We start from the raw sequence: 19,181 nt of genomic DNA, 5'->3' as shown, positions 1-19,181 counted from the left end.
TTGTAGTTATCGCAGGTGCGGACCATGGCTGAGCCTCAGACGGTGCCCACAGCCGCCGTTGGCCTCCCCGCGCCTACGAGCCCTGCGGAAACGATCAGCGGAGACAACATCAGCGCGTTCCGTGAGCGCTCCGCCGACCCCCTGGCTGATTTGACCACCCTCTACGACCTCACCGACCGGCTCAGCTCCGCCCCCGACCTGGCGGCCGCGCTCGCCGGCGTGCTGGCCGACGGCGCGGCGCTGATCGGCGCCCGCCGCGGCATGCTGCTGCTCTCCCAGCCCTGCACCACGCTCGGCCTCGGCCTCGACCACGCCGCGCTCGGCGCGCTGGAGACCGTGCCGACCGCCCAGGTCCTGCGCCCCGCCGGCGGCGAGCCGACCGGCGACCGCTTCCAGGAGGTGGCCGGCCAGCTCGGCATCGGCGCCTCCTACGCCCAGCCGCTGGCCGACCTCGGCTCGGTGGTCTGGTTCTACGACACCCTCGCCCAGCCGAGCGAGCGCGAGCAGCGCCTGGCCGGGCTCTACTGCGCCTCGGCCGCGCGCCTGCTGGCCAAGGAGGTCGAACGCGACCGCCTGCGCCGCACGGCGGACGCGCTGCGGCGCGGCCTGCTGCCGAGCGGGCTGCCGCGGCCGTCGGGCATGGCGCTCGCCGCGCGCTGCGTGGCCGCCGGGCTGGACGGCGCGGGCGGCTGCGACTGGTACGACGCGATCTCGCTGCCGGAGGGCGCGCTGGCCCTCAGCGTCGGGAGCGTGACGGGCGGCGGCGCGGACTCCGCCGCAGCGATGGGCCGCCTACGGGCGGCGCTGCGGGCGTACGCGGTGCTGGAGGGCGAAGACCCGGTCGCGGTACTGGGCGATCTGGAGCTACTGCTCAAGAGCACGGAGCCGGCCCGTACGGCGACGGCGCTCTACGCCTACGTCGAGCCGGGCGCGCGACGGCTCTCCCTGGCGGGGGCCGGACAGTGCCCGCCGCTTCTGGTGACCTCCTTCGGCGCCTCGTTCGTGGAGACCTCGCTGAGCGCACCGCTGGGCATGCTGAGCTGCTGGGAAGCACCCGGCGTCGAGCTGCGCGCGGACCGCGGCGACGTGCTGCTGCTGTACACCGACGGGCTGGCCCGTCGCTGCGGCTCGTCCCTCCACGCCGGGCAGGCACGGCTGCGGGCGGCGGCGGCGGAAGCGCCGAGAGACGTCCGTCAGGACCCGGAACGTTTCTGCGACTACCTCCTGGAGACCTGCGTCGGCGACCGCGCCCCCGCCCCTGGCACGGACGACGTCGTGCTGTTGGCTGCCCGCTTCGAGTAGTTGCACTATCCGGGGACGCGAGGAACTGCGCGAGAAACCACCCTGTGCGGATGGCCCTGATCGTTCGGGGACCCTCCTCCTGGGTGGCTTGTGGCGCAGTTCCCCGCGCCCCTGGTAGTGCAACAACAGGCGGCGGCACACGCAGGGCCTCGCGCACCTGACAGGCGACTTCCCCTGTCGTGCAGACAGTCTTCCGCCGTACTCTTGTACGGACCGCGGGCCTGCTCTACCCCTGACAGGACCCGCGATCCCCGTTATCACGAGGAGGCGACACAGCGTGACCGAGGACGACCTCGCTCCCGAGGAGACCGAGCCGAAGCCGATCAAGCAGCGGAAGAACGGGCTCTACCCGGCCATCTCCGACGAGCTGACCGCCGTCATGAAGGCCGGCTGGGCCGACACCGAGCTGCGTGATCTCGTTCCGGCCGAGCAGTCCGCGTACGCGGCCAAGCGGCGGGCCGCGCTCTCCGCGCGGTTCCCGGGTGAGCGGCTGGTCGTTCCCGCGGGGAAGCTGAAGACCCGGTCCAACGACACCGAGTACAGCTTCCGCGCCAGCACGGAGTACGTGCACCTCACCGGTGACCAGACCGAGGACGCCGTCCTCGTGCTGGAGCCGCGTGGCGGCGACCGGGGCCACGACGCCTACCTGTACCTGCTGCCGCGGTCCGACCGGGAGAACGGCGAGTTCTGGTTGAGCGGACAGGGCGAGCTCTGGGTCGGTCGTCGGCACAGCCTCGCCGAGGCGGAGGTGCTGCTCGGCCTGCCGGCCAAGGACGTGCGCAACGCCGCGACCGAGCTCGCCGAGCGGGCGGACGAGTACCCGGCCGCCACCCGCGTGGTCCGCGGCCACGACGCCGGGATCGACGCCGCGCTCGACGCGCACACCACCAAGCACGGCGACGCCGAGCTCAAGACGTTCCTGAGCGAGCTGCGCCTGGTCAAGGACGAGTGGGAGCTCGGCCAGCTGCAGGCCGCCTGCGACGCGACCGTGCTCGGCTTCACCGACGTCGTGCGCGAGCTGGCGCAGGCCGTGGCCACCTCGGAGCGCTGGATCGAGGGGACCTTCTGGCGTCGCGCCCGGGTCGAGGGCAACGATGTCGGCTACGGCTCGATCTGCGCCGCCGGTCCGCACGCGACCACGCTGCACTGGGTCCGCAACGACGGCGAGGTCCGCCCCGGCGAGCTGCTGCTGCTCGACGCCGGCGTGGAGACATCCACCCTCTACACCGCGGATGTCACCCGCACGCTGCCGATCAACGGCACCTTCAACGACCTGCAGCGCAAGATCTACCAGGCCGTCTACGACTCCCAGGAGGCCGGCATCGCGGCCGTGAAGCCGGGTGCCCGCTACCGCGACTTCCACGAGGCCTCGCAGCAGGTGCTGGCGGAGCGGCTGGTCGAGTGGGGCCTGGTCGAGGGCCCGGTCGAGCGGGTGCTCGAGCTCGGGCTGCAGCGCCGCTGGACCCTGCACGGCACCGGCCACATGCTCGGCCTCGACGTCCACGACTGCGCGCAGGCGCGGGTCGAGGCGTACGTCGACTGCGTGCTGGAGCCGGGCATGGTGCTGACGGTCGAGCCCGGTCTCTACTTCCAGGCCGACGACCTGACCGTGCCGGAGGAGTACCGCGGCATCGGCGTCCGGATCGAGGACGACATCCTGGTGACGACCGACGGCAACCGCAACCTCTCCGACGGTCTGCCGCGCACGGTCGCGGACGTCGAAAGCTGGATGGCGAGCCTCAAGAGCTGAGACCCACCACCCTTGTGCCGGCCGATGGCCGCGTGACTCACCCGAGTCGCGCGGCCATCGTCTTGAGGACCTGCAGCGAGCCGGTGGTCACGTCGATGCGCGGGTTCGAGCCGTCGACGGAGACGAAGGAGATCGTGTTGCCGCGCTGGACGAAGAACTCCTGCGCGTCCGAGGGAATGTCCGCCATGTCGGCCGGGCGGCCCAGGTTGTTGCGGATCTCAAGGCGGTAGGAGACGCCGCCGGGCACCACCGCGGTGCGGTCGACGCGGGCGTGGACGCGCTTGCCGGTCGTCATGTCGTAGGCGTGGTCCAGCCGCTGCGCGCAGTTCGCGTAGTCGGTCTCGATCCGCTTGAGCGCGGCCTTCGCCTTCACGGCGCTGCTGAAGTGGAAGAGAATCTGCGTGCCCTGCACGCCTCGCGCCTTGGTCGCGAACGGCTCGACCGAGACAGAGCTGGTGTGCAGACCGCGGGTCGGGTCGATCGTGCCGCAGGTGTAGAGCCACTGGAACTGACCGGTGGTGGTGTAGCGGTACTGCGGCTGCGCCTGCCAGTGGAACGCGCCCGCCTGAGGCATCTGGCTGCCCGTCAGCCACGGCGAGACGGCGGCGTTCGCGGTGCCGGTGGCGCCCGCGGCGAGGCCGAGCGCGGTGGCGGCGACGACGGCGAGCTTCGCGAGGCGAGAGTAACGAAGCGAACGCATGGCAGGACCCCCGGGGTGGTGTGTGGTGACCGCGAGCCGTTGATGTCGGCCGGCGTGATCCATTACAGCCCGGGGCGTGTACCCAACCGCTGTTCGAATCGTCCGGGTCGTGTAACGGCGCAGCCGAATCCGGAAGCGGAAGCGGCGGGAACCGCGTGTGTCATTAAGATTTCGCCATGGCCATCGACATCTCCCTCGGGCACCGCCCCGAGCCCGCGCACACCGTCGCCGTGTTGGCCTTCGACGGGATGGCGCCGTTCGAACTCGGGGTCGTCGTCGAGGTGTTCGGGCTGCATCGGCCGGAGCTCGGGGAGCTGCCCTGGTACGAGCTGAAGGTCTGCTCCGAGAGGCCTGGGCAGGAGCTTCGCGTGGTCGGCGGCTTCAGCATGAAGACCGAGCACGGGCTGGACGCGCTGGCTGAGGCCGACACGGTCATCGTGACGGGCGTGCCGCACGCCGGGGGCGAGGTGTCGGCGGCGCTGGTGACGGCGTTGCGGACCGCGCACGCGCGCGGCGCGCGGCTGGTGTCGATCTGCTCCGGGGCCTTCGCGCTCGCCGCCGCAGGTGTGCTGACGGGTCGTCGGGCCACGACGCACTGGCGCTACAGCGAGCTGCTCGCCGAGCGTCACCCGGACATCGAGGTCGACGCCGACGTGCTCTACGTCGACAGCGGGGACGTGCTCACCAGCGCAGGCAGTGCCGCCGGGATCGACCTCTGCCTCTACCTGGTCCGCTCCGACTACGGCGCGCTGGTCGCCAACACCGTCGCGCGGCGCTTCGTCGTGCCGCCTCACCGTGAGGGCGGGCAGGCGCAGTTCATCGAGGCAGCGGTACGGCCGGTGCGGGAGGGCGACGACGGGGTGGCCCGCAGCATGGCCTGGGCCATGGAGCGGCTGGGCGAGTCGCTGACCGTCCCGGCACTCGCGCGCGAGGCGCACATGTCCGAACGCTCCTATCTGCGCCACTTCACCCGGCGCAACGGCACCAGCCCGATCCGCTGGGTCATCGCGCAGCGCGTCGCGGCGAGCCTGCCGCTGCTGGAATCCGGCGACACACCGATCGACGAGGTCGCCGCGGCCGTCGGCTTCGACAGCGCGGCGACCTACCGCCACCACTTCACCCGCGCGATGCACACCACGCCGACGGCGTACCGGAGGGCCTTCACCCGCGCGGCGTGAGGACGGGACTCACGCAGGCACGGGATCACGCGAGCATGGGGGCACGCAAGCACGGGGGCACGCAAGCACGGGGTCAGGGGTCCGCGCCTGGGGCGCGAGGTTCGATCGGATCTTGAGCGGCATGGTGCAGGGTGGCCGGGGGCCCGGGATCCGAGCCGCCGACCGACAGACAGACTCCATGAAGGGTTCCACCATGGCGGGGCAGATTTCACGGCGCGGGTTACTCGGGGCGGCAGGCGCGCTCACGGCCACGGCGGCACTGATACCGGCGACCGACCTGTTGGCCGGTGTCGCCGAAGCCGAAGCCGAGCCGATCGGCGGGCCGGGCGTTCCGAGCTTCAGGGGTCTGACGCCGTTCCTCGACAAGCTGCGCATTCCGCCGGTCCTGCGGCCCAGCGGCGACCGGCCGGTGGAGGTCCGGTTGATGAACGCCTCGATCCGACTGCACTCGCAGCTGCCGAAGACGCCGCTGTGGACGTACGAGGGCAGTTACCCCGGGCCGACGATCGAGGTGAAGCGCGGCCGGGCCAGCCGGATCGTCTGGACCAACACGCTGACCGGCACGATGCCGGTCAGCGCCGCCCTGGTTCCGATGAGCGCCGGGAACAACCCGCTGATACCCGCCGGCCTCCCCGGGCGCGGCGGCGTTCCGGCCAGGACGGACATCGCGTCGATCACCCCGTGGACGGTGACCCACCTGCACGGCGGCTTCCAGCACGCGGGCAGCGACGGCTACGCCGAGAACGCGGTCACCCCGGGCGGTTCGCAGCTGTCGGAGTACACCAACGACCAGGCCGCGACCCAACTCTTCTACCACGACCACGCGATGGACATCACCGCGGTGAACGTGATGGCCGGGCTCCTGGGCAACTACCTCGTCCGCGACACGGAGGAGGCCGCGCTCGACCTGCCGTCGGGACGGTACGAGATCCCGCTCACCATCACGGACGTCAATTTCGACACCGACGACTCGGGCCGACTGACCGGCGTCCTGCTGGCCAAGCGGCTCCAGGCCACCGCCCCGTCCGGCGCGACGTCCAAGCTCTTGTTCCTCGGCCCGTACACGATGGTCAACGGGGTCGTCTGGCCGTACCTGGACGTCGAGGCGCGCTGGTACCGCTTCCGGACCCTCAACGCCTCCAACGGCCGCGGCTATGTGCTGGCCCTGGTCGACGAGGCCACCGGCGCGGTGATCCCGAACGCGCTCCAGGTGATCGGCAACGACGGGGGACTGCTGGACAAGCCGGTCGCGGTCTCCGAACTGCCGATCACTTCGGCCGAGCGCTACGACGTGCTGATCGACTTCTCGAAGCTCCGCGGCAAGAGGGTCAAGCTGGTCAACGTGCTGCCCGGCGTCCCGGCCGGAGTCCCGGTACCCGGCCTCATGCCCTATCCGGACGTCATGCGGTTCGTGGTCGGCAGCAAGCAGGTCCGGGACGGCTTCACGCTGCCGCAGACGCTGTCCAGCCGCTTCGTGCGGGTCAAGGCGGAGGACGCGACGCGAGAGCGCTTCGTGCTGACGACGGTCAACGCCGACGGGATGCCCGAGCTGTGGGAGCTGACGGAGGTCGCCGCCACCGCGTCGGTCAAGATCCCCAGCGCCGGGGTGGTGCAGTTCACCGACGCGAGCGGCACAACGCGGACCTTCCAGAGGAGCGCGAACCGCTTCGAGCAGGAGGCCACGATCTACACCTCCCCCGGCGCCTGGGAGAAGTGGACGTTCATCTCCGACGCCGCGTACGGCGCGCCGATCCTGCACCCGATGCACATCCACCTGATCAACTTTCAGATCGTCAGCCGTCAGGCGCTCAACGTCACTCCCACGTTCAATCCGATGGACTTCGTTCTCGGCGGGACGACGCAGCCGATCCGGGCCGTCGCACCGCTCCCGATCGCGCCGTACGAGTCCGGGTGGAAGGACGTCGTGTCCGTGCCCAACAACACCGCGGTCACCGTGGTCGGCCAGTTCGGGCAGCAGACCGGGCGGTTCATGTACCACTGCCACATCCTCGACCACGAGGACGACGGCATGATGCGGCCGATGATGCTCATGCCCCCGGCTGTTCTCGCCTACCACGAGGCGAAGATGGCCGCGATGCCCGGCGGCGGCATGCCCCCCATGCCCGGCATGTGACGCGGTGCGGCATGTGAAGCGGTACGCCGCAGGCCGCCGGTTCCCTCCGTGAGGGCCGGCGGCCTGCGGACTCGGTGCGATCAGCCGGCGATCAGCCCGCGGCTGCCTCGCCGCGGTCGGCGTTGGTCACGACGGCCTCCCGGAACCACGCGGCGCCGCCCGGGACGATCTTCTCGTAGTACTCGGTGAACCGCGGGTCCGCCATGTACATCTCGCCCAGGCAGCGGTGCATCGCGTAGGAGCAGTCGTAGAAGTACCGGCCGATGTGCAGTCGGTGGTCCTCGGCGATCTGCATGGCCTGCTCGCTGTCGGCGGCGACGCCGGCGCGGATCGCCTCGCCGATGCGGCGGTCGAGGTCGTCCGCCGCGGCCTTGATCTCGACCCAGTCCGCCTTGGTGTACTTCGAGACCCTGCCCCGCGACTGCTTCCAGGCGTCGGTCTCGCCCCAACGCTCCTGCGCCTCGTCCTCGTACTCGACGTAGTCCTCGCCGAAGACCTCGAACTTCTCCTCCGGGGTCAGTTGGATCCCCATCTTTCTCGCCTCCAGTGCGTGTTCCACGGACGCGGCCATCTCCTGGAGTCGTTCGATCCGCTCCGTGAGCAACCCGTGCTGGCGGCGCAGGTGCTCGCTGGGGCTGACGTCCGAGTCGTCCAGGATGGACGCGATGTCGTCGAGGGAGAAGCCGAGTTCCCGGTAGAAGAGGATCTGCTGCAGCCGGTCCAGGTCCGCGTCGTCGTAACGGCGGTAGCCGGACGGCGTCCGGCCGCTGGGGCTGAGCAGCTTGATCTCGTCGTAGTGGTGCAACGTGCGCACGGTCACCTTGGCGAACCGTGAGACCTGACCGACCGAGTAACTCATGGGGGCCCTTTCCTCTCCCTCGTGTCACCCAGCCTGCGGCCTCACGTCACGTGAGGGTCAAGCCGGATCACGAGGCGCGTGCGAGAGGGCGGTCCTGGTAGGTGAGCACCTTGTCGAAGGAGACGACCGCGCCGCGCCGCGGATGGTTCCTGAACTGGACGTGGTCGGCCAGCGCGCGGATCAGAAAGAGCCCGCGGCCGCTCTCCGCGGAGGTGTCGGCGGTGACGACCGCCGACCGGCGCGGGGCGGTCCGGCCGGCCTTGCTCTCAGCAGCCCTGCCCTCAGCAGCCCTGCCCTCGGCGGCCCTGTCGCGCCGAAGACGGAGGGCGAAGCCCGGTCCGGAGTCGGTGACCTCGATGCGCAGCCGGTCGCCCACGATGGTGGCCGTCACCTGGAAGCCGTCGTCCTCCGTGCCCGCCGAGCCCGGCGCGGCGTGCTCGACGGCGTTGGCACAGGCCTCGGTCAGCGCGACGCCGACCTCGTAGGAGACCTCGGGGTCGACCCCGGCGGTGGCCATGGTGCCGAGCAGGATGCGGCGGGCGAGCGGAACACTCGCCGGCTCACGCCGGAGGTGCAGAGACCACCAGATGTCCACAGAAGGCTCCTCCTGGCTGCGGCACCACATACCAGTAGGTATTGCCGACCCGCACGAGAATGAACCGCTTCGGTCGGATCTTGTCGCTCTCTTGGCGGATACACGGGGGTGGGGGAGCTGTGCGGGTCGCGCGGGGGCGAGCAGGTTCGGGTGAGCGCACGCCGGGGCGTGCACGGGGTCACGAGCGCCTGTCGACCCGCGCCGAATCGGAAATCTCCGGTCATTTACTCCCCCGCGAGGGTGCCGCGAGCACCCCTCTGAGAGACTGACGGGCGTCATGACCGCCCCCAGCGCCACCGGCGCCGCCAGCCTGGACCTTCGCCTGCTCAGGGCCCTGCCCTTCGCGACGGTCTGCGTTCTGGTGTCCGCGCTCGGGCACGCGCTCGCGGGCGGTGGCACGGTACCGCTGCCCACGCTGCTGATCGGCCTGGTCGTCGTACTGCTCGCGGCGACGGCCCTGGCCGGGCGCGAACGCGGCCTGCCGGCGATCGCCGCGGGACTGGCCGTCGGCGAGCTCGGGCTGCACGCGCTGTTCCACCTCTGCCGGAGCAGCATGGGCGCGATGGCGGCGTCCATGTCCGGGTCCATGCCGGGGATGGCGGGCATGAGCGGCGCGGGAGGCGCGTCCGCCTCGGTGGATCCGCTGGCACAGCTGGCGGCGAAGCTGCTCTGCGGGCCCAGCCAGGCCGGCGGCCTCTACCTGCCGCCCGGCACGACCGCCGGGGAGATCGTCAGCCGCGCGGGCCTCGACCCGCACCTCTACCTGGCCTCGCTCCCTTCCTCCCTCACCACCCTCTCCGCCCACGGCGGAGTCTGGGCGCTCCTCGGTCTCAGCCCGATGATGCTGCTCGGCCACCTGCTGGCCGCGCTGGTCGCCGGCTGGTGGCTGCGGCGCGGCGAGGCCGCCCTGTTCCGGCTGCTCGCGCTGGCCTTCGCGCCGCTGGGCAAGCTCGGCCTGCTGTTCCGACTGCTGCTGGCGCTCGTCGCACTGCCCGGCGGCGGGGTCCGCCCGGCACCGGGCTGGACGGCGGAGGCGTGGCGGCTGCCGGGCCGCGCGCTGCTCAGGCACCAGCTGGTCCGGCGCGGTCCGCCGCGCGCTCTCCTGGCCTGACCGCTCGCCTGCACGCCCGTCCGTGTTTCGGACCCGGCGAGGCGACGGCGGGCCCAGTGTCCTGCCCGAGGAAGCTCCGGACCAAGATCGCAAAGTGTTTCACGTGAAGCATTCAGCGATCTTGGTGTCGATGCCTCCGCCACGCCTGCCCCAGGCTCAGACCTGGAGGCGGCAACAGGTCTTCTGAGGAGAGAACCACCCCATGCGCAAGAGCATCAGCTCCGCTCGTCGTCTCGCCGTCCCCGCCGCGCTCGCCGCCGGCGGCGTGCTGCTGCTGGCCGGTCCGGCCTCCGCGCACGTGACCGTGCAGCCCGGCACCGCCGCCGCCGGCGCGGCCGACCAGGTCTTCGCCTTCCGCGTCCCCAACGAGTCGGACACCGCGTCGACGGTCAAGGTCGACGTCTACTTCCCGGCCGACCACCCGATCGCCTCCGCGCTGGTCGAGGCGGTCCCCGGCTGGACCAGCGAACTGAAGACCACCAAGCTGGCCAAGCCGATCCAGACCGACGACGGCCAGGTGACGGACGTGGTCTCGGAGATCGTCTGGACCGGCGGCAAGATCGCCCCCGGTCAGTACCAGGACTTCACGATCGACTTCGGCCAGCTCCCCAAGGACGCCAAGCAGCTGTCCTTCAAGACGCTGCAGACCTACTCCGACGGCAACGTGGTGCGCTGGATCGACGCCCCCGCGGCGTCCGGCGGCACCGAGCCGCAGCACCCGGCCCCGACGCTGACCCTGACCACGGGTGCTGCCGGCACCGGGAGCGCGGACGCGAAGGGCACGGCGGGCTCCACCGGCACCGCCCAGACGGCGGCCTCCTCCGGCGGCTACACGAGCGACACGGCGGCACGGGTGCTGGCGGGCGTCGGCGTGGTCGTGGGCGTGGGCGGCATCGTCCTCGGCTTCCTGGGCTGGCGCCGCGGCGGGCGCGGCGGTCAGGGCACCGCGTGACGGTGTGACCGCCGTCGGTGGGCCGGGCGCACCGACGGCCGGCCCACCGTCCCGCACTGCTCCTACTTTGTCTTCTTCGCGCACCAGAGAGTGAGTTCTCCGCATGTCCCGTCTCCCGAGCCTCCCGGGCCTTCAGGGAACCCCCAGCCGTCGCTCGCTGCTGCTGGGTTCGCTGGGTGGCGCCGCCGCGCTGCTGCTCACCGCCTGCGGCTCCTCCGGCTCCTCCGGCTCCTCCTCGTCGGACGGATCGCCGTCCGGGGGCGAGATCAGCCCGTCGATGCAGGGCCAGTCCGGCCCCTACCAGGGCGTCTACCTCGGCCGGACCTTCGACAAGCCCGCCGTCACACTGACGGACACCAGCGGCAAGCCCTTCGACCTGGTCGCCCGCACGGCCGGCAAGGCGATGCTGCTCTACTTCGGCTACACCCACTGCCCCGACGTCTGCCCCACGACGATGGGCGACATCGCCGTGGCCGTCAGCAAGCTGCCCAAGGCGCAGCAGAGCGAGATCGACGTGGTCTTCGTGACCACCGACCCGGCGCGGGACACCCCCGCCGCGATCCGCAGCTGGCTCGACGCGTTCAACCCGGCGTTCATCGGGCTGACCGGCGACATCCAGACGATCATCGCGGCGGCGAAGTCGGTGGGCGTCTACGTCGCCGCCCCGGTCAAGGGCCAGGAGCCGGTCCACGGCGCGCAGACGCTCGGCTACCTGCCGTCCGACAACAAGGCGCACCTCCTCTACACGAGCGGGACGACGACGGCCGTCTTCGAACACGACGTGCCGCTGCTGATCAAGGGAGTGCGCGCGTGAGGCGGCGGGCTCTCGGCGGGGCGGTGCTGGCCGTCGCGATGGGCCTGGCCGGCTGTGCCTCGTCCACCCCGGCGGCGACGTTCGCACCCGAGGTGACCGTCTCCGGCGCGTACATACCGCTGCCGTCCTTGCCGGACATGGCCGCCGGCTACTTCGTGCTGCGCAACGGCGGCGACACGGCCGTGACGCTGACCGGCGTGACCAGCCCGCAGGCGCAGAGCGTCACGATGCACGAGAGCACGGCGAGCACCATGGTCGAGCTGCCGAACGTCGCGGTGCCCGCGCACGGCTCGGTCACTTTCGCGCGCGGGGGACGGCATCTGATGCTGATGGGTCTCGCGCCGAAGCCGACGCTCGGTCAACGGGTGGAGCTGAAGCTCAGCTTCGACGGCGCGCCTCCGGTTACCGTCGAGGCGACCGTGCAGCCGATGACGTATCAGCCAGGCCAGTGAGGACGATCCGATGACGCGCACCGTTCGCCCGGCCCGACCCGCACGCCGGGCCGCCGTCCTGCTCGGACTGCTGGTCGCCCTGCTGCTGGGCGGCGCGGGGACGGCGTCTGCGCATGCCGCGCTGCTGTCGACCGACCCGTCCCAGGGGACGGTGCTGGCCGTCGCGCCGGGCGCGGTGACGCTGCGGTTCAGCGAGTCGGTGACGCTGGAGCCTGACGCGCTGCGGGTCTTCGACCCGAGCGGCAAGCGCGTGGACACGGGCGGCGCGACACACGCGGGCAGCGACTCCGCCACGGCCCGGGTGCGGCTGGGTGCCGACGCGGCCTCCGCGCAGGGCACTTACACCGTGGCGTGGCGGGTGGTCTCGGCGGACACCCACCCGGTCGCGGGCGCCTATACCTTCTCGATCGGCCGCACCTCCGCGCCCGCGACGCTGACCGGTGTCCCCGGCGCGGACGGCGGCAGCGCGACGGGGACGACGCCGACGGGCTTCCTCTATGGCGCCGCGCGTGCCGTGCAGTACGGCGCGTTCGCGCTGCTGGCGGGCTCGGTGGGAGCGGTGCTGCTCTGCTGGCCCGGCGGCGTGCGGCTGCGGTCGGTGCAGCGGCTGATGCTGGCCGGCTGGGCGGGCCTGCTGCTGGCGACGCTGGCGGAGCTGGCGCTGCGCGGGACGTACGAGGCGGGGACGGGCCTCGGTCGCGTCTTCGACCTGACGCTGCTGCGGCAGGTGCTGGGCGAGAAGCTGGGCGTTCTGCTGGCGCTGCGGGTGCTGCTGCTCGCAGGAGCGGGCGTCTTCCTGGCGCTGCTGGCGGGCTCCTCCGCTGACGAGAGCACCGCTCTCGGCATGGAGCGGCGTCGACGAATCTGGCTGGGCGTCACCGGAGCAGTGCTCGCAATCGCGATCGCCGTCACCTGGCCGCTCGGCGACCACGCGTCGGTGGGCATCCAGGTCCCGCTGGCGGTCTCCATGGACACCCTGCATGTCCTGGCGATGAGCCTCTGGCTCGGCGGCCTCACCACGGTCCTGCTCGGCCTCCGCCGCGACGCTGCCGAAGGCGGGATCGGAGTCGCCTCCGTCCAGCGCTTCTCCACGCTGGCGCTCTGCGCGATCACCACCCTCGCCGCCTCCGGCACGTACCAGGCCTGGCGCGGCCTCGGCTCCTGGTCCGCCCTCACCTCCACCACCTACGGCCGCCTCCTGCTGCTCAAGATCGGCGCCGTCGCCGTGATCCTCGCCGCCGCCTGGATCTCCCGCCGCTGGCTCGCCCTCCTCCACGCGGAAGCGCAGCCCTCGCCACAGGCAGAGGCGAACGCGGGTGCGGGTGCGGGTGCGGGTGCGACAGCGAGCACCGACGCGAGCACCGCGGCCGAGCCGCGCGAAGCGCCGGCTGACGTGGCGGCGGGCCTGGGCTCGCCCCAGCCCGGATCCGCCGAGCCGCGCGAAGCGCGCGCTGCGGGCAGGGCGGATGAACCGATCCACCTGGCCGTCGCCGGCATCGAGGTAGCGCCGCAGACCGCCGCCGTCGCGAGCTTCACGGCCACGCCGCGCGAAGCGCAGGCGGCCGAGGCGGACGCCGGGCGAGAGCCGCAGGCTCGGCTGGCTGTGGCCGACGTCACGGCCGACGTGTCGGCGCAGGCCCTCGATGACACGTCCTCAGCGGCGGGCCCTCCCGCCGGGCCTCGCGAAGCAGCGGCTGAAGGGGTTTCGCCCGAGGGCTCGCGTCAGAGCGGCTCCGCCGAAGCGCGCGGAGCGCGCGGAGCGCGGGGGGCGCGGGAGGCGCGGGAGGCGCGGGAGGTCGATCCCGTGCGCGCCGCGCAGCTCGCGCGGCAGGCGCGGGTGCGGGAGCAGGCGAGTGCGCGGAGCGCGCGGGTGGCGGCGCCCGCGCGGGGGATGCTGCTGCGGTCCGTCGGCCTGGAAGCCGTCTTCGCCGTGGTCGTGATCGTCGTGACGACCATACTGACCAACTCCGCGCCCGGCCGCGCCGTCGCCGAGCAGCAGGCGGCTGCCGCAGCCGCGTCGCGCGGGCCCGTCGACGTGACGCTGCCCTACGACACCGGCGGCCGCACCCCCGCCGCCAAGGGCAAGGTCACCATCGAGATCGACCCCGCCCGGACCGGCCAGAACAGCCTGCACGCCTACCTTTACGACGCCACCGGCAAGCCCGTCGACGTCCCCGAGATCGACGTCGCACTCACCCTCAAGGCCAAGAACCTCGGCCCGCTGCCGGTGAAGCTCGACCACCTCGACATCGGCCACTACGGCGCGGCCGACCTGCAACTGCCCTTGTCCGGCGACTGGACCCTCGCCGTCACCGTCCGTTCGGACGACATCGACGAGACCACCGTGACCACCCCGGTCGCGGTGGGGTGAAACAGAAAGTCAGCACCATGACCGACGACAGCGACAAGCGCAGCGGCGGCCTCTCGCGCCGCCACCTGCTCGGCGCGGCCGGGGTCGGCGGCGCGGCGGGGCTCGCCCTGGGCGTCGGCGGCTACGCGCTTGCGGACGACAGGACCTCAGCTCGGACCTCGACTCGGAGCGGGGCGAAGAACGGGGCGCCGCTGACCACCCTCGGCGCCGCCGCCGTCCCCTTCCACGGCGCGCACCAGGCCGGGATCGTCGAGCCGATGCAGGCCACCCTGCACGCCACCGCGTACGACCTCACCCCCGGCACCGGACGCCCCGGCCTCACCGCGCTGATGAAGCGTTGGTCCGGCGCCGCCGCAGCGATGGCCGAGGGCCACACGCCGCCCGGCCCGACCGACGGCCCGACCGACGGCCCGACCGACGATCTGACCGCACTCGACGCCGGCTCCAGTTCGCTCACCGTCACCTTCGGCTTCGGCGCCTCGCTCTTCGCCAAGGCCGGGCTGACGGCTTATCAGCCGACCGCCCTCGCGCCGCTCCCCGCCTTCCCCGAGGACCGGATCGACCGGGCCCGCAGCGACGGCGACCTGTGGGTGCAGGTCTGCGCGGACGACCCGCTCGTCGCCTTCCATGCGACGCGCACGCTGCAGCGCCTCGCCGCCGGACAGGCCGTGCCGCGCTGGCAAATGAACGGTTTCAGCCGCGCGCCGGGTGCGACGGCCGCGCCGAGAACCGGCCGCAACCTGATGGGCCAGATCGACGGCACCAACAACCCCAAGCCCGCCGACGCCGACTTCACCAAGCGCGTGTTCGTACCAACGGCAGGCGACCCCGCCTGGATGGCGAACGGCAGTTACGCCGTCTTCCGCCGGATCCGGATGCTGCTCGACCCCTGGGACCAGCAGTCCCGCGAGCTCCAGGAGCGCGTGATCGGCCGCCGCAAGGACACCGGCGCACCGCTGTCCGGCGGCACCGAGACCACGCCCGTCGATCTGACGAAACAGAACGCCGACGGCTCCCTCGCGATCCCCGGCGACGCGCACATCCGCGTCGCCGCGCCCGCGTCGAACCAGGGCGCGGCCATGCTCCGGCGTGGCTACTCCTACCAGGACGGCTTCCGCCCCGACGGCGCCCCGGACGCGGGCCTGCTCTTCGTCTGCTTCCAGGCCGACCCGATGGCCGGCTTCGTCCCGGTACAGCGCAAGCTCGCGCGCGGGGACGCGCTGTCGCGCTTCGTCGTGCACGAGTCGAGCGGCCTCTACGCCCTCCCCGGCGGCGCGAGCCCCGGCGGGTACGTCGGTCAAGCGCTCCTGGAGAGCTGAGCCAGCACGAGCTGAGCCGCGCGTCCAGCTCGCAAGACTCCGCGCCCCGGGGGACGCCGAGTCGTTAACGTTACGTCCGTGGCAAACGCAGCTTGGGAGATCGCCGTGTCCGCGAACCGATACACCTACCTGGGTCCCGAGGGCACCTTTACCGAAGCCGCGCTGCGCACCCTCCCGGAGGCGGCGACGCGCGAGCTGGTCCCCTCCGTCTCCGTGCCGGCGGCGCTGGACGCCGTCCGCAGCGGCGAGGCGGCCGCGGCGCTCGTGCCGATCGAGAACTCCGTCGAGGGCGGCATCAACCAGACCCTGGACGAACTGGCCCAGGGCGAGCCACTGATGATCTACCGCGAGGTGCTGCTGCCGATCGCCTTCGCCCTGCTGGTCCGGCCGGGCACAACGCTCCAGGACGTGAAGACGGTCACCGGCCACCCGGCGGCGCAGGTGCAGGTCCGGCACTGGCTGGCCGACCACCTGCCGGACGCCCACTGGGAGTCGGCCGCGTCCAACGCCGACGGCGCCAGGATGGTGCAGGAGGGCCGCTTCGACGGCGCCTTCGCGGGCGAGTTCGCCGCCGCGCAGTACGGGCTGGTGCCGCTCGCGACCGAGATCCACGACGCGGCCAACGCGACCACCCGCTTCGTGCTGGTCGGCCGTCCCGGCCGCACCTCCGCGCCGACCGGAGCGGACAAGACCTCCGCCGTCTTCTGGCTCGCCGAGGACCACCCGGGCGCGCTGCTGGAACTGCTCCAGGAGTTCGCCGTGCGCGGCGTCAACCTGATGCGCATCGAGTCCCGCCCGACCGGTGAGGGCCTCGGCAACTACTGCTTCTCCGCCGACGCGGAGGGCCACATCACCGACCGCCGGGTCAGCGAGGCGCTGATGGGCCTGCACCGGATCTGTCCGAAGGTGCGCTTCCTCGGCTCCTACCCGCGTGCGGACGCCCAGGCCGCGACGGTGCGTCCGGGCACCTCCGACGCCGAGTTCGTCCGTGCCTCGGACTGGCTGTCCCGCTGTCTGGACGGGCGCGGAGAGCAGTAGCGGGAGTTATCCACAGGGGGGTGGGTTATCCACACCCTGGGGATTCGCCGGAGAACCCGACCAATCACACCTTGCCCAACAAAATTTGCGGAACGGACAAGACGGACATATAGGGATTCCGATGGTCTGTTTCCCCAAAGTCCCCTTCCGGGCCCCTTCCAAGACCCAAAAAATCACGCCTCCGGCCGCAAACACTGGGTTTAGCGAGCTCAGAGGCGTGATTCCGCACAATCCACAGGCCGTCAGCCGGCCCTGTGGATAAAGCGGGGATATCCACAGACCGTGTGAACAACTCGGCCGATCATCAGGCGTCGGGGAAGTTGATCGCGTAACCCTGCTGCTGCAGCCACGGCAGGATCTGGGCCAGCGCCGCCACCGTCTGGCTGCGGTCCCCGCCCCCGTCGTGCATGAGAATGATCGAACCCGAGCGCACCTGCTTCTTCACCGTGGCCACGATCTGCGCGACGCCCGGCTTCTTCCAGTCATTGGTGTCCGCACTCCACGCGAGCGGACGAAGGCCGTTGTCGGCGGATATCTGGCGAATCTCCGGAGTGAAATCCCCGCCCGGTGCGCGGAACCAGCTCACCTGCGTACCGGGGCCGCCCGCGTCCTCGATCATCTTCTTCGCGGCGACGATCTCGTTCGTCTCGTAGGCGAGGCCGCGCGTCGACATCGCCTCGTTGTGACTGACCGAATGGTCGCAGAGCCGGTTTCCCGCCGCGACGACCTGCTTGACCGTGGCCGGCGAGGCCTGGGCGTTGGGGCCGATCTCGCAGAAGGTGGCATGCGCGTTGTACTGGGCCAGCAGCGCGAGGATCTTCGGGGTCCACTGCGCGCTCGGGCCGTCGTCGAAGGTGAGCGCGACCGTCTTCTCGCCGCCCGGGTGGGCGATGTAGTACTCCAGCGCCTTGCTCACCGTCGCCGTCCCACGCGTGGGGACGGTGTCGCCCGAGGTGCTCTTCGGGTCAGGCGAGGCGCTTCCGGAGGAGGAACCCGTGGACCGGTCGCCGCTGCCGCCGGTGTGCGCGCTCGCCCCGCCGCCGCACGCCGCCAGCGCGAGCACCGCCGCCAGTGCCGTACCCGCAACCGCCACCCTGCTCTTCTTCATCCCGCTGCCCTTCATCCCGCTGCCGCCCTCCGCGCCGTGCCTGCCGGTTCACCCTGTCAGCCCACACGGCTTGCGCTTACCGTTCTCACAGCCTTGGGGTGTGCTCGGGACGAACATGTGACGAAAAGGACCTTCGGCCCGGGTCCGAGGTCACCACGCAAAAGGGGAGCGAGTTCAGCGCCCCCGGCCCGGTACTCTCGTACTCGTGATTGACCTTCGCCTGCTTCGCGTAGACCCGGACCGTGTGCGCGCCTCCCAGCGCGCCCGAGGAGAGGACGTCGCCCTCGTCGACGCCCTGCTCGCCGCCGACGAGCGGCACCGGTCGTCCAGTTCCCGCTTCGACGAACTGCGCAACGAACAGCGCCAGCTGGGCAAGCTGGTGGCCAAGGCCAAGGGCGAGGAGAAGGCCGAGCTGCTGACCCGCACCCAGGCGCTCGCCGCCGAGGTGAAGGCCGCGAACGCCGCGCAGGGCGAGTTCGAGGCCGAGGTGCAGAGCCTGCTGGGCCGGCTGGCCAACCTGCTCGACCCCGAGGCTCCGGTCGGCGGCGAAGAGGACTTCGTCACGATCGAGGAGATCGGCACCCCGCGCGACTTCGCCGCGGAGGGCTTCGAGCCGCGCGACCACGTCGAGTTGGGCAAGCTGCTCGGCGCCATCGACACGGAGCGGGCGGCCAAGGTCTCCGGCTCGCGCTTCTACTACCTGACCGGCGTCGGCGCGCTGCTGGAGCTCGCCCTGGTCAACATGGCGATCGCGCAGGCCACCGAGGCCGGCTTCATCCCGATGATCACCCCCGCCCTGGTCAAGCCCCAAGCGATGGAGGGCACCGGCTTCCTGGGCCAGGCCGCCGAGAACGTCTTCCGCCTGGAGGCGGACGACTTCTACCTGGTCGGCACGGCGGAGGTCCCGCTCGCGGCCTACCACATGGACGAGATCATCGACGCGGACCGGCTGCCGCTGCGGTACGCGGGCTTCTCGCCCTGCTTCCGCCGCGAGGCGGGCACCTACGGCAAGGACACCCGCGGCATCATCCGGGTGCACCAGTTCGACAAGGTGGAGATGTTCTCCTTCACCGCTCCGGAGGACGCGGAGGCGGAGCACCGCCGCCTGCTCCAGTGGGAGAAGGAGTTCCTCGACAAGCTGGGCCTCGCCTACCGCGTCATCGACGTGGCCTCGGGCGACCTGGGCGCGTCCGCGATGCGCAAGTTCGACATCGAGGCGTGGATCCCCACCCAGGGCAAGTACCGCGAGGTCACCTCGACCTCCAACTGCGGTGAGTTCCAGGCGCGTCGACTCGGCATCCGAATGCGGGGCGAGGACGGGAACAAGCCGCTCGCCACGCTGAACGGCACGCTGTGCGCGGTTCCGCGGATCATCGTCGCCATCCTGGAGACGCACCAGCTGGCCGACGGCTCCGTCGTCGTGCCGGAGGCGCTCCGCCCCTACCTGGGCGGTCGCGAGGTGCTCGAACCGGTCAGCAAGTAGGAAGCAGGTTCCACC

16 protein-coding genes are annotated in these 19,181 nt (G+C 71.7%); 12 read left to right on the top strand and 4 right to left on the bottom strand.

Annotated elements, in window-relative coordinates:
• Positions 1 to 24: 24 nt before the first annotated feature.
• Both ABIA32_RS01210 and ABIA32_RS01205 read left to right on the top strand, forming a co-directional pair.
• On the top strand, positions 25 to 1,302 hold the full coding sequence (locus tag ABIA32_RS01210; RefSeq protein ID WP_370091756.1) for a PP2C family protein-serine/threonine phosphatase: 1,278 nt from the start codon (positions 25 to 27) through the stop codon (positions 1,300 to 1,302).
• Between the two features lie 277 nt (positions 1,303 to 1,579).
• Positions 1,580 to 3,052 carry an aminopeptidase P family protein gene (locus tag ABIA32_RS01205; RefSeq protein WP_370091755.1) on the top strand — a complete coding sequence of 491 codons (1,473 nt, stop codon included), beginning with the start codon at positions 1,580 to 1,582 and terminating at the stop codon, positions 3,050 to 3,052.
• Positions 3,053 to 3,089: 37 nt separating this feature from the next.
• Here the strand turns inward: ABIA32_RS01205 and ABIA32_RS01200 are convergent, their stop codons facing one another.
• Entirely contained in the window at positions 3,090 to 3,752 is a 663-nt protein-coding gene (locus ABIA32_RS01200) for a hypothetical protein (RefSeq protein WP_370091754.1), read from the bottom strand.
• Between the two features lie 176 nt (positions 3,753 to 3,928).
• On the opposite strand from ABIA32_RS01200, the gene ABIA32_RS01195 reads away from it, so the two are divergent.
• Together ABIA32_RS01195 and ABIA32_RS01190 are read left to right on the top strand one after the other, a co-directional pair.
• On the top strand, positions 3,929 to 4,930 hold the full coding sequence (locus tag ABIA32_RS01195; protein WP_370091753.1) for a helix-turn-helix domain-containing protein: 1,002 nt from the start codon (positions 3,929 to 3,931) through the stop codon (positions 4,928 to 4,930).
• A 178-nt stretch (positions 4,931 to 5,108) separates the two neighbouring features.
• Positions 5,109 to 7,064 (top strand): multicopper oxidase family protein, encoded by a 1,956-nt coding sequence (locus ABIA32_RS01190; RefSeq protein ID WP_370091752.1) that lies wholly within the window; start codon positions 5,109 to 5,111, stop codon positions 7,062 to 7,064.
• Between the two features lie 91 nt (positions 7,065 to 7,155).
• Here the strand turns inward: ABIA32_RS01190 and ABIA32_RS01185 are convergent, their stop codons facing one another.
• Together ABIA32_RS01185 and ABIA32_RS01180 are read right to left on the bottom strand one after the other, a co-directional pair.
• Complete coding sequence (locus ABIA32_RS01185; RefSeq protein WP_370091750.1) at positions 7,156 to 7,923, bottom strand: MerR family transcriptional regulator; 768 nt, start codon at positions 7,921 to 7,923, stop codon at positions 7,156 to 7,158.
• A 67-nt stretch (positions 7,924 to 7,990) separates the two neighbouring features.
• Positions 7,991 to 8,518 (bottom strand): ATP-binding protein, encoded by a 528-nt coding sequence (locus tag ABIA32_RS01180; protein ID WP_370091749.1) that lies wholly within the window; start codon positions 8,516 to 8,518, stop codon positions 7,991 to 7,993.
• Between the two features lie 277 nt (positions 8,519 to 8,795).
• On the opposite strand from ABIA32_RS01180, the gene ABIA32_RS01175 reads away from it, so the two are divergent.
• The 7 genes from ABIA32_RS01175 (at position 8,796) to pheA (ending at position 16,575) form a co-directional block, all read left to right on the top strand.
• Positions 8,796 to 9,629, top strand: coding sequence for a hypothetical protein (locus tag ABIA32_RS01175; RefSeq protein WP_370091748.1), 834 nt, complete (start codon positions 8,796 to 8,798; stop codon positions 9,627 to 9,629).
• A gap of 202 nt (positions 9,630 to 9,831) precedes the next feature.
• On the top strand, positions 9,832 to 10,581 hold the full coding sequence (locus tag ABIA32_RS01170; protein WP_370091747.1) for a YcnI family protein: 750 nt from the start codon (positions 9,832 to 9,834) through the stop codon (positions 10,579 to 10,581).
• Between the two features lie 103 nt (positions 10,582 to 10,684).
• Positions 10,685 to 11,395 (top strand): SCO family protein, encoded by a 711-nt coding sequence (locus ABIA32_RS01165; protein WP_370091746.1) that lies wholly within the window; start codon positions 10,685 to 10,687, stop codon positions 11,393 to 11,395.
• Positions 11,392 to 11,847: a copper chaperone PCu(A)C gene (locus tag ABIA32_RS01160; RefSeq protein ID WP_370091745.1), complete on the top strand. Its 456-nt coding sequence runs from the start codon at positions 11,392 to 11,394 to the stop codon at positions 11,845 to 11,847. Before ABIA32_RS01165 ends, ABIA32_RS01160 begins: the two co-directional genes overlap by 4 nt.
• Before the next feature lie 10 nt (positions 11,848 to 11,857).
• A complete protein-coding gene (locus tag ABIA32_RS01155; RefSeq protein ID WP_370091744.1) occupies positions 11,858 to 14,218 on the top strand; it encodes a copper resistance protein CopC in 2,361 nt (786 codons plus the stop codon).
• A gap of 17 nt (positions 14,219 to 14,235) precedes the next feature.
• The gene (gene efeB, locus ABIA32_RS01150; protein ID WP_370091743.1) at positions 14,236 to 15,537 is read left to right on the top strand and encodes an iron uptake transporter deferrochelatase/peroxidase subunit; all 1,302 of its coding nucleotides are present in this window, start codon (positions 14,236 to 14,238) and stop codon (positions 15,535 to 15,537) included.
• Positions 15,538 to 15,642: 105 nt separating this feature from the next.
• Entirely contained in the window at positions 15,643 to 16,575 is a 933-nt protein-coding gene (pheA, locus tag ABIA32_RS01145) for a prephenate dehydratase (protein ID WP_370091978.1), read from the top strand.
• 304 nt (positions 16,576 to 16,879) lie between these two features.
• Here pheA and ABIA32_RS01140 read toward each other — a convergent pair whose 3' ends face one another.
• A complete protein-coding gene (locus ABIA32_RS01140) occupies positions 16,880 to 17,683 on the bottom strand; it encodes a polysaccharide deacetylase family protein (protein WP_370091742.1) in 804 nt (267 codons plus the stop codon).
• A gap of 205 nt (positions 17,684 to 17,888) precedes the next feature.
• Here ABIA32_RS01140 and serS point away from each other — a divergent pair, with 205 nt between their 5' ends.
• Positions 17,889 to 19,166 carry a serine--tRNA ligase gene (gene serS / locus ABIA32_RS01135; RefSeq protein WP_370091741.1) on the top strand — a complete coding sequence of 426 codons (1,278 nt, stop codon included), beginning with the start codon at positions 17,889 to 17,891 and terminating at the stop codon, positions 19,164 to 19,166.
• Positions 19,167 to 19,181: the final 15 nt, after the last annotated feature.

The organism is Streptacidiphilus sp. MAP12-20 (assembly GCF_041262525.1).
Taxonomy (GTDB): Bacteria; Actinomycetota; Actinomycetes; order Streptomycetales; family Streptomycetaceae; genus Streptacidiphilus.
This window is presented reverse-complemented; position numbering and strand designations above follow the sequence as displayed.